Source organism: Lachnoclostridium sp. An14 (assembly GCF_002160755.1).
GTDB lineage: Bacteria > Bacillota > Clostridia > Lachnospirales > Lachnospiraceae > Lachnoclostridium_A.
Window position 1 is genome coordinate 31,294 of sequence record NZ_NFLE01000009.1, and the last position, 13,998, is coordinate 45,291.

A 13,998-nucleotide genomic window follows, 5' to 3' on the forward strand; every position below is an offset into this window, starting at 1 on the left:
ATTTATGGGCAAAAAGCATACCGCCAGTAAGACCGAAGAAGCGTGACGGTGTGTTCCACAAATGGAGGAAATAAAATCATGGCAGGATATAGAAAGCTGGGCAAGACGTCCAGTCAGAGAAAAGCGTTAATCAGAAACCAGGTGACGGCTCTGTTATACAACGGAAAGATCGTTACCACCGAGGCGAGAGCTAAGGAAATCCGCAAGGTGGTTGAGGGCCTGATCGCCCTGGCTGTCAAGGAGAAGGACAACTTCGAGACCGTTACCGTTAAGGCGAAGGTAGCCCGCAAGGATGCCAACGGCAAGAGGGTAAAAGAGGTAGTGGACGGCAAGAAAGTGACCGTTTACGACGAGGTTGACAAGGAGATCAAGAAGGACAATCCTTCCAGACTTCATGCCAGAAGACAGATGTTAAAGGTTCTCTACGATGTGACCGAGGTTCCGAAGGAGCTGGCTAGCCGCAAGAAGAACACCAAGAAGGTTGACCTGGTAGCAAAGCTGTTCGACGAGATCGCACCGAAGTACGTTTCCCGCAACGGCGGCTACACCAGAATCGTGAAGATCGGCCAGAGAAAGGGCGACGGCGCGATGGAGGTTATGATCGAGTTAGTATAATTCGATGTAAAATGTGCTCAAGCGATGATTCAGAGCGGAGACGTTCTGCCTGCAGGAAATGCGGGTGGGGCGGTCTCCGCTTTTTTCATTTAACAGGAAACTACATTGCATATGATATGAAGGTTTCCGGCGGGAGTACACAGTCGCGCGCGCTTTTGAATTCGCAGAAAACCGCGTCCCCGACGGCGAAAAGCCCCTGGCACAGGCCGGTTCCCCACGAAAAAACAGCTGCGGACACGGCTGACAGAAAAAGGATAGAATCGTCAGAATATTGTAAGTTGACGTTTTCCTTTTCTGTCCCTTATAATAAAGACAGAAAGGTGTATATGAATTGGAGGAATGATATATGAAACGATGGAAGAAGGGCGCAGGGCTGCTTTTGGCGGCCGCGGCGATGACGGTGTCTGTGCCGGTTATGGGATACGCAGATTCCAGTGTGATTAAAAGTGTGTCTATAAAGGTGAAAGCTACAGATCTGGAGGTGGGCGACCGCCTTCCAGAGATCAGCATCGGCACGGAGGAAGGGGAAGTGAGCGGCGGGGTCTATATCTATGAGACCACCGACAAGTATGATATTTCCGACGCGGAGTGGCTCACATCAGAGTCGAAGGACATGACCATCGGCGAGGAGCCGAAGATGAAGGTGTGGATCAGCCCCGGCAGCGACGCGGATACAGACTATTATTTCCGCGGGAGCTATGGTTCCAGCAATATCAATATCAGCGGCGGCAGCTACGTTTCCTCCAGCAAAGACGGAGACGACCTGGTGGTGACTTTGCGGATCAATCCCATCAAAGGAACCTACGGAGCGCCGGAGGACGCCTATTGGGCGGATTCCGGGTACGGAAAGGCCAGATGGAAAAAGAGCGAGGAGGCCAGCAGCGGGGCCTATGAGGTCGTGCTCTACCGGGGCAGCAGCGAGGTGAAACGGTTAAACGAGTACAAGGGAACCTCCTACAATTTCTACCCCTACATGACGAAGGAGGGGGCGTACTATTTTAAGGTGCGCACGGTGCCATACACGGCAGACGAGAAAAAATACGGCAAAAAGAGCGAGTGGACCGAGTCTGAGGAAATGTACATCAGCGAGGATCACGTTTCCGATGGCAGAGGCCAGGAGGATGACAACAAGCCAGGAGGTTCTCCAGGCACCTCCGGCGGCGGTGTCACAGCCAACCAGGTGGGCTGGATCCAGGACGGGAACAGCTGGTATTTCCGCTATCCGGACGGGAGCTACCACAAAAACGGCTGGCTGACCATCCAGGACTACTGGTACTGGTTTGATTCCAACGGATATATGCTCACCGGCTGGCAGTATCTGGACGGCAGATGGTACTATCTGAAACCGTACACGGGAGGCCCCCAGGGATCTCTGGCCACCGGCTGGAATTATATCAATAACAAGTGGTATTTCCTGAATACGGGAATGTTCCCGGAGCTGCCGGGCGGCGCCATGGTCACCGGCTGGCTGACGGTCAACGGGAAGCAATACTACCTGGATGCCTCCGGCGCCATGGTAGAGGGCTGGGTAAAGATCGGAGAGGACTACTACTATTTCCACCCGGGTACAGGGGAAAAGGCGTACAGCACCACCATCGGCGTGTTTGAGCTGGACGCGGACGGTAAATGGAAGAAATAGATCACGCGGTCACAGGGCCGCTGGGACGGGAGAGTGATTTTCCGGCCCGGCGGCCTTTTTGCGCGGAGGAACGGCGGAGGCAGCGGCCGTTTGCGCAATTCCCACTTGACGGCTGGGGGGATTTAAACTAAACTAAAAACCGACGAAATGGATCTATATAACAGACACCGGGGGCAAAAGGCGAACGCAGAGGCAGGCTTGTGTGCGTAGGGCTTTTTGGCTCTGGGGCCTCAGCATCTATAATATAGAAGAAAGGCTCAATATGGGAATCATAAAAGCGGTCAATCTGATTTTTGACTATATCAGACGGGACGAGGATGAACAGATAGAGGGAGTGGACCGGGCCATTGACGGGCTCTCCCTGGATATTGAGGAAGGGAGCTTTGTGGCTATTTTAGGGCACAACGGCTCCGGAAAATCCACCTTCGCCAAGCAGGTGAACGGCATCCTGGTGCCCACAGAGGGAACGGTGCTCATTTCTGGCATGGATACGCGGGATGAGGGCCACATTTGGGACATCCGCAAGACGGCGGGGATGGTATTTCAGAATCCCGACAACCAGATCATCGGAAATATCGTGGAGGAGGATGTGGGATTTGGCCCGGAAAATCTGGGCGTGCCCACGGAGGAGATCTGGAAACGGGTGGACGAGAGCCTGGAGGCAGTGGGAATGACAGCCTACCGTTTAAAGTCGCCCAATAAGCTCTCCGGAGGCCAGAAACAGCGGGTGGCCATTGCCGGTGTAATGGCCATGAAACCGCAGTGCATTATTTTGGACGAGCCTACGGCCATGCTGGATCCCAACGGCCGGCGGGAGGTGATCCGCACCGTTCACGAGTTAAACCGGAGGGAGAAGATCACCGTTCTGCTCATTACCCACTACATGGAGGAAGTGGTGGACGCTGACCGGGTGATCGTGATGGACGGTGGAAAAATGGTGATGGACGGCACGCCGCGGGAAATTTTCTCCAGAGTGCGGGAATTAAAACATTTCCGCCTGGACGTCCCTCAGGTGACGGAGCTGGCGGACGAGCTGGCGGAGGCAGGTCTTCCCATTTCCAGAGGAGTGCTGACCATGGACGAGCTGCTTTCCCAGCTGGTCCCTTACATGAAGGAGCATAGCATATGTCGATAAAAGCGGTAAATCTGACCCATGTATACGGGGAAGGGACGGCGTTTGAGCAGTACGCGCTGAAGGATGTGAATTTTGAGATTGAGGACGGCCAGTTTATCGGCCTGATTGGCCATACCGGTTCGGGAAAATCCACGCTGATCCAGCATTTGAACGGACTTTTGAAGGCCACCAGAGGAGAGCTTTACTATAACGGGGAAAATATTTACGCTCCCGGCTATGATTTGAAGGCGCTCCGCAGCAAGGTGGGACTGGTGTTCCAGTATCCGGAGCATCAGCTGTTTGAGGTGGATGTGTTTTCCGATGTGTGTTTCGGGCCGAAGAACCAGGGGCTCCCGAAGGAGGAAGTGGAGGAGCGGGCAAAAGAGGCCCTCTCTCTGGTGGGACTGGACGAGAGCTTTTACAGGCAGTCCCCCTTTGAGCTTTCCGGCGGCCAGAAACGGCGGGTGGCCATCGCCGGCGTGCTGGCCATGCACCCGGAGGTGCTGATTTTAGACGAGCCTACCGCCGGTCTGGATCCCAAGGGCCGGGATGAGATCCTGGGGGAGATTGAGACCCTTCACCGGGAAAAGGGAATGACCATAGTCCTGGTGTCCCACAGCATGGAGGACATCGCCCGGTACGCGGACCGGCTGATTGTGATGAACCACGGGGAAAAGGTGTTTGACGACACCCCCAGAAATGTGTTCCGCCACTATAAGGAGCTGGAGGCCATCGGCCTGGCGGCCCCCCAGGTGACCTACGTGGTGCAGGCGCTGCGAAAGGAAGGAATCCCCATTGACGACGGCCTGATCACCGTGGAGGAGGCCAGGGACGCCATCCTGCGCATGGTGGGGATGGAGAACGGGAAGGACGGGAAAACAGGATGTTAAGAGAAATTACATTGGGACAATATTACCCGGTGGATTCCGTGCTGCACCGCATGGATCCGCGGACAAAGCTGATGGGAACGCTGCTGTTTATCATTTCCCTGTTCTGCGCGGACAGCTTTTTCGGCTATGGCGTGTCAGTTCTGTTTCTGGCGGCGGTGATCCGGCTGTCGAAGGTGCCGTTTAAATTTATGGTGCGGGGCTTAAAGGCGATCCTGGTACTGCTGCTGATCAGCGTCAGCTTTAACCTGTTTCTCACCGACGGAGAGGTGCTTGTCCGGCTGGGCTTTTTAAAGATCACTCTGGAAGGCGTGAGAACGGCGGCCTTTATGGCGCTGCGGCTGATTTTTCTGGTGCTTGGGTCTTCTGTGATGACCCTGACCACCACCCCCAACGAGCTGACGGACGGCCTGGAAAAGGGCCTGGGCTTTTTAAATAAGGTCGGGGTGCCGGTGCACGAGGTGGCTATGATGATGTCCATTGCCCTGCGGTTTATCCCCATTCTCATCGAGGAGGCGGATAAAATCATGAAGGCCCAGATGGCCAGAGGCGCCGATTTTGAGTCCGGCAACCTGATTCAGAGGGCGAAAAGCATGGTGCCGCTCTTGGTGCCTCTGTTCATTTCCGCCTTCCGTAGGGCCACGGATCTGGCCATGGCCATGGAGGCCAGATGCTACCGCGGCGGGGAAGGCAGAACGAAGATGAAACCTCTGCACTATGAAAAACGGGACCGGATCGCCCAGCTGGTGCTGGTGATCTATCTGGCGGCTGTGATCGGAACGAGGTTTGTGAGATGAAGCGGGTGAAACTGACGGTGGCCTACGACGGCACCAATTACTGCGGCTGGCAGCTCCAGCCAAACGGGGTGACCATCGAGGAGGTTTTAAATAAAGCGCTCACGGAGCTTTTGAAGGAGCCGGTGGCGGTGATCGGAGCCAGCCGCACGGACTCCGGCGTTCACTCCCTGGGAAATGTGGCGGTATTTGACACGGAAAACAGGATGCCGGCGGACAAGATCTGCTTTGCCTTAAACCAGCGCCTGCCGGAGGACGTGAGAGTCCAGTCCTCGGAGGAGGTGCCGGCCCGCTGGCATCCGCGGAAACAAAACTGTGTGAAAACATATGAATACCGCATTTTAAACCGGAAAATCAACGTGCCCACCCTGCGGCTTTACACGCATTTCTGCTACTTTGAGCTGGATGAGGGGAAAATGCGGGAGGCGGCGGCCTACCTGGTGGGCGAACATGATTTTCGCAGCTTTTGCACGCTGAGAAAGCAGGACGAGGACACGGTGCGGACGGTTTACAGCCTGACGGTGGACCGGACGCCGGACGATGTGATCACCATCCGGATCAGCGGGAGCGGTTTTCTCTACAATATGGTGCGGATCATCGCCGGGACACTGATGAAGGTAGGAATGGGGATGTGCGCCCCGGAGGAGATGCCGGCGATTCTGGCGGCCAGAGACCGGCAGGCAGCCGGGCCTACGGCGCCGGCTAAGGGGCTGACCCTGGTGGGCATGGAGTATGAGAAGGAACTGCGGCCGGAGATTCGCGGCAGCAACGAGGACTGGGAGTACGTGCTGGACCAGAGCCAGGCGGCAGAGCTTGGAAACGCCTATTTGACGGTGGAGAGGTGCCGGGAGGAATATTTATACTCCCTGCTCAGCAGGGTGATCCACCAGGCGTCGCGAAACGGCGCGGCCCGCGTTTTTGTGGCAGACCGGCAGGGATGGCTGGCGGCGGGACAGAGCTACGGCCGCTACGTTTTGGAGACGGCGGAAGGCCCGGACAATGCGCCCTGGCGGCTCGTGGCACGGGACACGTTCTCAAGTGCCGGAAACCCTTGATTTTTCTTGCATTTTCCCGTATTTTTGAGGAAAAACAGCTTGACAGCGCCGGGGGGATATTATATAATACGTAAATGTGACATTATGAAAAAAATGCTTAGCCCTGCCCCGGAATAAGCATTTTGATATAAGTAAAACAGTTAATCACATTGGAATATAACAGGAGGATGACCAATGAAAAGCTTTATGGCTAGTCCAGCGACGATTGATAGAAAATGGTATGTAGTTGATGCTGCAGGATGCACCCTGGGACGTTTAGCTTCCGAGGTTGCCGCAGTTTTAAGAGGTAAGAATAAGCCGATCTTCACGCCCCACATGGATTGCGGCGACTACGTGATCGTAGTAAACGCTGACAAGATCCAGGTTACTGGAAAGAAACTGGATCAGAAGATCTACTACAGACATTCTGATTACGTAGGCGGCATGAAAGAGACCACTCTCAGAGAGATGATGGCCAAAAAGCCGGAGAAGGTAATCGAGTTAGCAGTTAAGGGAATGCTTCCGAAGGGACCTTTAGGAAGAAGCATGATGGGAAAACTTCACGTTTACGCAGGACCGGAGCATGAGCACGCAGCGCAGAAACCGGAAGTTTTAACATTTTAATTGAGGTCTTGAAAGGAGGAAATCGTAATGGCTAACGCAAAATTCTATGGAACTGGAAGAAGAAAAAAATCTATCGCTAGAGTATACCTGGTACCCGGTACCGGCAAGATCACCATCAACAAGAGAGATATTGATGAGTATCTTGGACTGGAGACCTTAAAGCTGGTTGTTCGTCAGCCCCTGGTGGCTACGGAGACCGTTGACAAGTTCGACGTTCTGGTAAACGTACGCGGTGGTGGTTTCACCGGCCAGGCTGGTGCGATCCGTCACGGTATTTCCAGAGCTCTGCTGCAGGCAGACGCTGACTACAGACCGGTTCTCAAGAAAGCTGGTTTCTTAACCAGAGATCCGAGAATGAAAGAGAGAAAGAAGTACGGCCTCAAGGCTGCCCGTCGCGCTCCGCAGTTCAGCAAGCGCTAAACTTTATCAAAAGTGGTCAAAAACCCCGGAACTACGCGGTTTCCGGGGTTTTTCCTTTTCAAATGGTTTGACGCAATTTGACAGAACGAAGCCTCTTTTAACCCGTTTTCTATGGGTTAAATGGTGGACAACCACCCCAAAAAGAGGGCTTATGGGTTAAAAAATAGGACAACCGAGACGCGATTTTGGGATGCCAAGGGGATGTTTATTTATACATCTCCAAGAGACCTTTTTCGTGAAAACGGTTTGTCTGAATTTGACCTAATTTGAACAAAAGAGAATAAATCTAATCGCCAAGCGCTCAGTATTTTCTACTGGGCGCTTTTTGCGTTTCCGGGGAATTTCATTCCGGGATAAGAAAAGGCCGTCACTTTCAATTTTTGAAGTGGCGGCTTTTTCTATTTCCAGAAGCCATAGAACAATTCAGAAATGAGGTGAAGTCATTGAACACGCAAATCATCGCCATCGCCAACCAGAAAGGCGGCGTTGGCAAGACAACCACCTGCGTGAACCTGGGGATTGGGCTGGCGCAGGCCGGAAAGAAAGTGCTGCTGATCGACGGGGACCCGCAAGGCAGCCTGACCATCAGCCTGGGCCACCCCCAGCCGGACAAGCTGCCCTTTACCCTGTCCGACGCGATGGGCCGTATCCTGATGGACGAGCCGCTGCGCCCCGGCGAGGGTATCCTGCACCACCCGGAGGGCGTTGACCTGATGCCCGCAGACATCCAGCTCTCCGGCATGGAGGTCTCCCTGGTGAACGCCATGAGCCGAGAGACCATCCTGCGGCAGTATCTGGACACGCTCAAGGGACAGTATTCCCATATCCTGATTGACTGCCAGCCATCCCTGGGTATGCTCACGGTCAACGCCCTGGCCGCCGCCAACAGGGTCATAATCCCCGTTCAGGCGGAGTACCTGCCCGCCAAGGGCCTGGAACAGCTGCTCCAGACCGTAAACAAGGTGAAGCGGCAGATCAACCCCAAGCTCCAGATCGACGGCATATTGCTGACGATGGTGGACAACCGCACCAACTTCGCCAAGGAGATTGCCGCCCTGCTGCGGGAGACCTATGGCAGCAAAATCAAGGTGTTCGGCACCGAGATTCCCCATTCTGTCCGGGCAAAGGAGATCAGCGCCGAGGGCAAAAGCATTTTTGCCCATGACCCTAATGGCAAGGTGGCCGAGGGCTATAAGAATCTGACCAAGGAGGTGATAAAACTTGAAAAGCAGCGCGAAAAAAGTAGAGCTGGCTCCATACGATGATTTGTTTTCCACCGAGGAAAGCCGCCAGGATGCCAAGCTGGAGAAGATACAGGAAATTCCGCTGTCTGAGCTGCACCCATTTAAGGGGCATCCCTTCAAAGTCAAGGATGACGAGGCCATGATGGAGACCGCCGACAGCGTTCGGCAGTATGGTGTTCTGGTTCCGGCGATCGCCCGCCCGGACCCGGAGGGCGGCTATGAGCTGGTTGCCGGTCACAGGCGGCACCGGGCCAGTGAGCTGGCCGAGAAAGAAACCATGCCTGTCATTGTCCGAGACCTGGACGATGATGCTGCCACTATCATCATGGTGGACAGCAACTTACAACGTGAAAGCCTGCTCCCCAGCGAAAGGGCCTTTGCTTACAAGATGAAGCTGGAGGCTATGAAACACCAAGGCGCACGGGGGGACTTAACTTCGTCCCAACTTGGGACGAAGTTGCGTGCAGATGAATTGTTGGCGCAGCAGGCTGGTTCGAGTAGGAACCAGGTGCAGCGCTATATCCGCCTGACGGAGCTGATTCCCGAACTGCTGGATATGGTCGATGAAAAGAAAATCGCCCTCAATCCGGCTTATGAGCTGTCCTTTCTCAAAAAAGAAGAACAGCGGGATTTGCTGGACGCGATGGACAGCGAACAGGCTACCCCCTCTCTCTCCCAGGCTCAGCGACTCAAGAAATACAGCCAGGAGGGACATCTGACCCTCGATATGATGCGCGTCATCATGGGTGAGGAAAAGAAAAGTGATCTCGACAAAGTGACTTTCACCTCCGACACCCTGCGGAAGTATTTCCCCAAAAGCTATACGCCCCAGCGGATGCAGGAAACCATTATCAAACTGCTGGAGGCGTGGCAGAAGAAGCGCCAGAGAGACCAGGAACGATGAAAGGAGCCGCCTATGAGGGATATTTCAGCCCGTGAGCTGAAAGGACACAATATCTTGGCCGTAGAGCGTTTTCAGGACAGCACCCGCTGGATGATCGAGTTTTCCGTTCAGCGCCCTTGTTCCTACGGCTGCCCCGGCGATGATATGCGGCTGTTTCTTACGGAGGACGGGTATCAGGCCGCCCTCGTAAGCCAGAAGCGTCGGGAAATCAAAATCAAGCGGTATGCCCGTGTGATCGAGGGCCATGTGCTCGACTTCAAACCGGACAAGCGCCGCCGCCACCCGTAAACTCATTATCACTACGAAAGGAAAGGAATGAATATGTGTACTGTCCAGAGCATCAAAGATGCCATCCGGGAAAGTTGCCAGTCCCAGTATGATATGGAATCCACCGACATTGACCGGGTTTTGCAGACCCTCCCGTTTTCGGAGCATGAGCCGATGTTCAGTCATCCGCCGAAGTACAAGCGTCCTTACCGGCCCTGGCAGAACAACAAAAACAGCTGAAAGCCACAGTCTTTTTCACGAAGGATTGTGGCTTTTTTCATGCCCTAAAATTAGAAAGGAGTGAAGTCAATGGCCGTTTTTCGCATTGAACGGACCAAAGATTATACCGTGATGAGCAATCATCACCTGCGGAACCACGAACTATCCCTCAAGGCAAAGGGGCTTCTTTCCATGATGTTATCCCTGCCTGATGACTGGAACTATACTACCCGTGGACTTGCGAAAATCTGCAAGGAGGGCGTTGATGCCATCGGCAGTGCGCTGCGGGAGTTGGAAACCGCCGGTTACATCGTGCGGAACCAGCTGCGGGACCAACAAGGCCGGATCAGCGACACCGAGTATGTGATTTATGAGAAACCCCAGCCCAGGCAGCCAGAAACGCCAAGGCCGGATACGGCTGTACCAGATACGGCTTCACCAGATACGGAAAACCCGTATCTGGATAAACCGGATACGGAAAAGCCCGCAGAATTAAATATAGAGAAACCAAATACTCAAAAACAAAATACTCATGGAGCAAGTACCGATTCCATTCCCTTCCGGGAAACAGCGGCAGCACAGCTGCCGGAACGGAAAGGAAGGGATGCGATGTCTGTCTCAGAGATAGAAAATTATCGGGAATTGATTCTGGAGAACATCGAGTATGACTATCTGTGCAGAGAGTTTTCGACCTACCGTGAGGACCTGGACGAGATTGTGGAGCTGATGGTGGAGACCGTTTGTGCCAAACGTAAAACCACTCGGATCGCTGGCAGCGACTTTCCCCATGAAGTCGTGCGCTCCCGGTTCTTGAAGCTGGATAGCGAGCATATCCGATTTGTCATGGACGGTATGCAGAAAAACACCACGGAGGTCCGCAATATGAAACAGTATTTGCTTGCAGTGCTGTTCAACGCGCCCACCACGATCAGCAATCACTACACCGTACAAGTCAATCACGATATGAACACAGGCGGCTGGTAAACAGCCGCTTTTCTGTTGCCCGGCAATACCGGGAGAAAGGATTTTGCCATGAAACGACCTCTTGCCTACATTACGGCTCCCTGGAGCAACAACCAGTATGAGAACGCCGAGAACGCTGCCACCTACTGCCGCCAGGTGTACGACGCCGGGTATTCGCCCATCTGCCCGGTTCTGTTCTTGTCCACCTTCCTCAAGGACGAGATTCCCCAGGAACACAAGGACGGGCTGGATATGGTGCGAGACTATCTGCGCCGGTCCCATGTGCTGGTGGTCTGCGGCCACGGCATCGACGAGACCGTGAAGAATGACATCGCCACCGCTGAGCGCCTGCGGATCACCGCTACCACCCTGGACGGTATCCTGACTGTGAAAGGCCAGGGACGCGGGAAAGGAGGTGCGCGCCATGCCTGAGCGTAAGACCGTGGGCCAGCTGATGGAGGAAATGCGGCTCAAGGCCGGGGCGCAGAACTACCACGGCCATGAGTACATGGATTTGGAGCGGTTTGCCGAGGACACCCGGCACATGATTATCTTCGATGTGCTGACCCACGATTCGCCGGTGGGCTGGAAAGGCGAACGGACCCGCCTGTTTCTGACGGAGGCCGGATACCAGAAAAGCCTGGAGAACCAGGAAAAGGGCCACATCAAGATTCTCAGCCATGCCAAGGTGCGCCAGGGACATCTGTACTATGACCGCTCCGATCAGCTGCGTTGAAAGGAGCCTGCCATGATGAAATACCTGCTGCGGCGGCTGGTGGTCCCGCCTTAGTATCAAGCGCCACCCCTGCAAAATCCGTGGAAAGGAGGCGATGACCTATGCAGGAGGAAGTGGAAAACAGGACTTTGACGCTGGTAGTCAGCGGAACAAAGTTTACCGGGCGGCTGTTTAAGGCCGCCATCACCAAGTACCTTGCCCACCGCAAGGAAAAGAAGCTGCAAAAGCAGAAAAGCCGGGATACCCCCGTGATTCCCCACGGCAAACAGACGGTGAAGCAGCTGATCGGCCAGAATCAGGGCGTTTCCAACATCGAGATCACCGACCCCTCCATCAAGGAGTTTGAAAAGATCGCCCGGAAATACGGCGTTGACTATGCGGTGAAGAAGGACCGCAGCAGCTCCCCGCCCAAGTACCTGATCTTTTTCAAAGGCCGCGATGCGGATGCCCTGACCGCTGCCTTTACCGAGTACACCGGCAAGAAGGTCAGAAAGGCGCAGAAAACAGAGCGTCCGTCCGTGCTGGCAAAGCTGAGCCAGTTCAAAGAGCTGGTGAAACACGCCGTTGTGGACCGGAACAAGCGGAAGGAGCTGGAACGATGAAGATGAAAAAGCAACTTGACATCAAAAAGCTCCTTTTGCTGAATATGCCCTATATCCTGATGGGGCTGTTCGCAACCAACTTCGGTGAAGGATGGCGGATGGCCGTGGGTGCGGACGCTTCGGCAAAAATGCTTTCGTTCTTCTCCACGCTGCCGGTGGCGCTGGCCAGCTGGTGGCCCAGCCTGCACCCTTTGGACCTGCTGGTGGGGCTGTGCTGCGGCGCTGGCCTGCGATTGGCCGTGTATCTCAAAAGCAAGAACGCCAAGAAGTACCGGCACGGTATGGAGTATGGCAGCGCCCGCTGGGGCACCCATGAGGACATCGCACCCTACATCGACCCGGTGTTCCAGAACAATGTGATTCTGACTAAAACCGAGAGCCTGACCATGAACAGCCGCCCCAAGGACCCCAAGACCGCCAGAAACAAAAATGTGCTGGTGATCGGTGGCTCCGGTTCCGGCAAGACCCGCTTCTGGCTGAAACCGAACCTGATGCAGATGCACAGCTCCTATGTGGTGACAGACCCAAAAGGCACCATCCTGGTGGAGTGCGGCAAAATGCTTCAGCGCGGCACACCCAAGCTGGGCAAGGACGGCAAGCCCATGAAGGATAAGCACGGCAAGGACATCTATGAGCCTTATCGGATCAAAGTCCTCAATACCATCAACTTCAAGAAGTCCATGCACTATAATCCCTTTGCCTACATCCACTCCGAAAAGGACATCTTGAAACTGGTCACGACGCTGATCGCCAACACCAAGGGCGAGGGCAAGGCCGGGGACGATTTTTGGGTTAAGGCCGAGACGCTTTTGTACTGCGCCCTCATTGGGTATATCCACTACGAGGCCCCGGTGGAGGAACAGAATTTCTCCACCCTCATCGAGTTCATCAACGCGATGGAGGTCCGGGAGGATGACGAGGAGTTCAAGAACCCCGTGGACCTGATGTTTGACGCGCTGGAGGCAGAGAAGCCCAACCACTTCGCCGTCCGTCAGTACAAAAAGTACAAGCTGGCTGCGGGCAAAACCGCAAAATCCATCCTGATTTCCTGCGGTGCGCGCCTTGCCGTGTTCGACATCGCGGAGCTGCGGGAGGTCACGGCCTACGACGAGCTGGAGCTGGATACCCTGGGAGACCGGAAAACCGCCTTGTTCTTGATTATGAGCGACACGGACGATAGCTTTAACTTCCTGATCTCCATGTGCTACACCCAGCTGTTCAATCTGCTCTGCGAAAAAGCGGACGATGTGTACGGCGGGCGGCTGCCGGTCCATGTGCGGTGCCTCATTGACGAGGCCGCCAATATTGGACAGATCCCTCGGCTGGAAAAGCTGGTTGCCACCATCCGAAGCCGTGAGATTTCCGCCTGCCTGGTGCTGCAAGCACAGTCCCAGCTCAAAGCTATCTACAAGGACAACGCCGATACCATCATCGGCAACATGGATACCTCCATCTTCCTGGGCGGCAAAGAGCCGACAACCCTCAAGGAGCTGGCCGCCGTGCTGGGCAAGGAGACCATCGACACCTACAACACCGGCGAGAGCCGGGGCCGCGAGACATCCCATTCTCTTAACTACCAAAAGCTCGGCAAAGAGCTTATGAGCCAGGATGAACTGGCCGTCATGGACGGCGGCAAGTGTATCCTCCAGCTGCGCGGTGTGCGGCCTTTCCTCTCGGACAAGTACGACATCACCAAGCACCCCAATTACCCGTACACCGCCGACGCGGACCCCAAGAACGCCTTTGACATCGAGGCGTTCCTGTCCACCCGGCTCAAGCTCAAGCCCAACGAGGTCTACGATGTGTATGAAGTAGACGCAGAGGGCGTGTAAATCTGTTCCGCTGTGAAAGACCTGCTAATAAAAGTCAAGTAGAAATTTCAGATTTTTAGGGAGGCGAAAAAATGCAATACAAAATCAAGCCGCTGAGCATCTCA

General features: G+C 54.7%; 16 protein-coding genes and 1 pseudogene. All 17 read left to right on the forward strand.

What is annotated here, in order from left to right; all coding sequences use genetic code 11:
- Positions 1 to 78: 78 nt before the first annotated feature.
- The 17 genes and pseudogenes from B5E84_RS06860 to B5E84_RS06940 all read left to right on the forward strand — a co-directional run bounded on the left by B5E84_RS06860 (position 79) and on the right by B5E84_RS06940 (position 13,894).
- The gene (locus B5E84_RS06860; RefSeq protein ID WP_087221171.1) at positions 79 to 615 is read left to right on the forward strand and encodes a bL17 family ribosomal protein; all 537 of its coding nucleotides are present in this window, start codon (positions 79 to 81) and stop codon (positions 613 to 615) included.
- A 346-nt stretch (positions 616 to 961) separates the two neighbouring features.
- On the forward strand, positions 962 to 2,254 hold the full coding sequence (locus B5E84_RS06865; RefSeq protein WP_087221174.1) for an N-acetylmuramoyl-L-alanine amidase family protein: 1,293 nt from the start codon (positions 962 to 964) through the stop codon (positions 2,252 to 2,254).
- A gap of 262 nt (positions 2,255 to 2,516) precedes the next feature.
- On the forward strand, positions 2,517 to 3,389 hold the full coding sequence (locus B5E84_RS06870; protein WP_087221177.1) for an energy-coupling factor transporter ATPase: 873 nt from the start codon (positions 2,517 to 2,519) through the stop codon (positions 3,387 to 3,389).
- A complete protein-coding gene (locus B5E84_RS06875) occupies positions 3,380 to 4,258 on the forward strand; it encodes an energy-coupling factor transporter ATPase (protein WP_087221179.1) in 879 nt (292 codons plus the stop codon). Before B5E84_RS06870 ends, B5E84_RS06875 begins: the two co-directional genes overlap by 10 nt.
- Positions 4,252 to 5,052, forward strand: a complete 801-nt coding sequence (locus B5E84_RS06880) for an energy-coupling factor transporter transmembrane component T family protein (protein ID WP_087221182.1) — start codon at positions 4,252 to 4,254, stop codon at positions 5,050 to 5,052. Before B5E84_RS06875 ends, B5E84_RS06880 begins: the two co-directional genes overlap by 7 nt.
- Positions 5,049 to 5,786 (forward strand): annotated as a pseudogene (gene truA / locus B5E84_RS06885) (tRNA pseudouridine(38-40) synthase TruA); the annotation flags it as partial. The gene B5E84_RS06880 and the pseudogene truA, both read left to right, overlap by 4 nt.
- A 492-nt stretch (positions 5,787 to 6,278) precedes the next feature.
- Positions 6,279 to 6,707 carry a 50S ribosomal protein L13 gene (rplM, locus tag B5E84_RS06890; protein WP_087221188.1) on the forward strand — a complete coding sequence of 143 codons (429 nt, stop codon included), beginning with the start codon at positions 6,279 to 6,281 and terminating at the stop codon, positions 6,705 to 6,707.
- Between the two features lie 27 nt (positions 6,708 to 6,734).
- A complete protein-coding gene (rpsI, locus tag B5E84_RS06895) occupies positions 6,735 to 7,127 on the forward strand; it encodes a 30S ribosomal protein S9 (protein ID WP_087221191.1) in 393 nt (130 codons plus the stop codon).
- A 443-nt stretch (positions 7,128 to 7,570) separates the two neighbouring features.
- Positions 7,571 to 8,392, forward strand: coding sequence for a ParA family protein (locus tag B5E84_RS06900; RefSeq protein ID WP_087221194.1), 822 nt, complete (start codon positions 7,571 to 7,573; stop codon positions 8,390 to 8,392).
- Positions 8,349 to 9,275, forward strand: a complete 927-nt coding sequence (locus tag B5E84_RS06905) for a ParB/RepB/Spo0J family partition protein (protein WP_002576358.1) — start codon at positions 8,349 to 8,351, stop codon at positions 9,273 to 9,275. Before B5E84_RS06900 ends, B5E84_RS06905 begins: the two co-directional genes overlap by 44 nt.
- Before the next feature lie 12 nt (positions 9,276 to 9,287).
- Positions 9,288 to 9,563 carry a DUF5720 family protein gene (locus tag B5E84_RS06910; protein WP_002576357.1) on the forward strand — a complete coding sequence of 92 codons (276 nt, stop codon included), beginning with the start codon at positions 9,288 to 9,290 and terminating at the stop codon, positions 9,561 to 9,563.
- A 33-nt stretch (positions 9,564 to 9,596) separates the two neighbouring features.
- Positions 9,597 to 9,782: a hypothetical protein gene (locus B5E84_RS06915; protein ID WP_038270780.1), complete on the forward strand. Its 186-nt coding sequence runs from the start codon at positions 9,597 to 9,599 to the stop codon at positions 9,780 to 9,782.
- Between the two features lie 69 nt (positions 9,783 to 9,851).
- Positions 9,852 to 10,745: a DUF6017 domain-containing protein gene (locus B5E84_RS06920; protein ID WP_002576355.1), complete on the forward strand. Its 894-nt coding sequence runs from the start codon at positions 9,852 to 9,854 to the stop codon at positions 10,743 to 10,745.
- A gap of 48 nt (positions 10,746 to 10,793) precedes the next feature.
- Entirely contained in the window at positions 10,794 to 11,156 is a 363-nt protein-coding gene (locus tag B5E84_RS06925) for a DUF7768 domain-containing protein (protein ID WP_002578791.1), read from the forward strand.
- The gene (locus tag B5E84_RS06930; protein WP_002576353.1) at positions 11,149 to 11,460 is read left to right on the forward strand and encodes a DUF5720 family protein; all 312 of its coding nucleotides are present in this window, start codon (positions 11,149 to 11,151) and stop codon (positions 11,458 to 11,460) included. The genes B5E84_RS06925 and B5E84_RS06930 overlap by 8 nt, the downstream gene beginning before the upstream one ends.
- Before the next feature lie 101 nt (positions 11,461 to 11,561).
- Entirely contained in the window at positions 11,562 to 12,062 is a 501-nt protein-coding gene (locus tag B5E84_RS06935) for a PcfB family protein (protein ID WP_002576352.1), read from the forward strand.
- A gap of 2 nt (positions 12,063 to 12,064) precedes the next feature.
- Entirely contained in the window at positions 12,065 to 13,894 is a 1,830-nt protein-coding gene (locus B5E84_RS06940) for a VirD4-like conjugal transfer protein, CD1115 family (protein ID WP_026649524.1), read from the forward strand.
- Positions 13,895 to 13,998 lie beyond the last annotated feature (104 nt).

Bases quoted from the DNA above. Each gene is read 5' to 3' on its own strand.
- B5E84_RS06860 (WP_087221171.1), top strand. From the start codon at position 79: ATGGCAGGATATAGAAAGCTGGGCAAGACGTCCAGTCAGAGAAAAGCG.
- B5E84_RS06865 (WP_087221174.1), top strand. From the start codon at position 962: ATGAAACGATGGAAGAAGGGCGCAGGGCTGCTTTTGGCGGCCGCGGCG.
- B5E84_RS06870 (WP_087221177.1), top strand. From the start codon at position 2,517: ATGGGAATCATAAAAGCGGTCAATCTGATTTTTGACTATATCAGACGG.
- B5E84_RS06875 (WP_087221179.1), top strand. From the start codon at position 3,380: ATGTCGATAAAAGCGGTAAATCTGACCCATGTATACGGGGAAGGGACG.
- B5E84_RS06880 (WP_087221182.1), top strand. From the start codon at position 4,252: ATGTTAAGAGAAATTACATTGGGACAATATTACCCGGTGGATTCCGTG.
- rplM (WP_087221188.1), top strand. From the start codon at position 6,279: ATGAAAAGCTTTATGGCTAGTCCAGCGACGATTGATAGAAAATGGTAT.
- rpsI (WP_087221191.1), top strand. From the start codon at position 6,735: ATGGCTAACGCAAAATTCTATGGAACTGGAAGAAGAAAAAAATCTATC.
- B5E84_RS06910 (WP_002576357.1), top strand. From the start codon at position 9,288: ATGAGGGATATTTCAGCCCGTGAGCTGAAAGGACACAATATCTTGGCC.
- B5E84_RS06915 (WP_038270780.1), top strand. From the start codon at position 9,597: ATGTGTACTGTCCAGAGCATCAAAGATGCCATCCGGGAAAGTTGCCAG.
- B5E84_RS06920 (WP_002576355.1), top strand. From the start codon at position 9,852: ATGGCCGTTTTTCGCATTGAACGGACCAAAGATTATACCGTGATGAGC.
- B5E84_RS06925 (WP_002578791.1), top strand. From the start codon at position 10,794: ATGAAACGACCTCTTGCCTACATTACGGCTCCCTGGAGCAACAACCAG.
- B5E84_RS06930 (WP_002576353.1), top strand. From the start codon at position 11,149: ATGCCTGAGCGTAAGACCGTGGGCCAGCTGATGGAGGAAATGCGGCTC.
- B5E84_RS06935 (WP_002576352.1), top strand. From the start codon at position 11,562: ATGCAGGAGGAAGTGGAAAACAGGACTTTGACGCTGGTAGTCAGCGGA.
- B5E84_RS06940 (WP_026649524.1), top strand. From the start codon at position 12,065: ATGAAAAAGCAACTTGACATCAAAAAGCTCCTTTTGCTGAATATGCCC.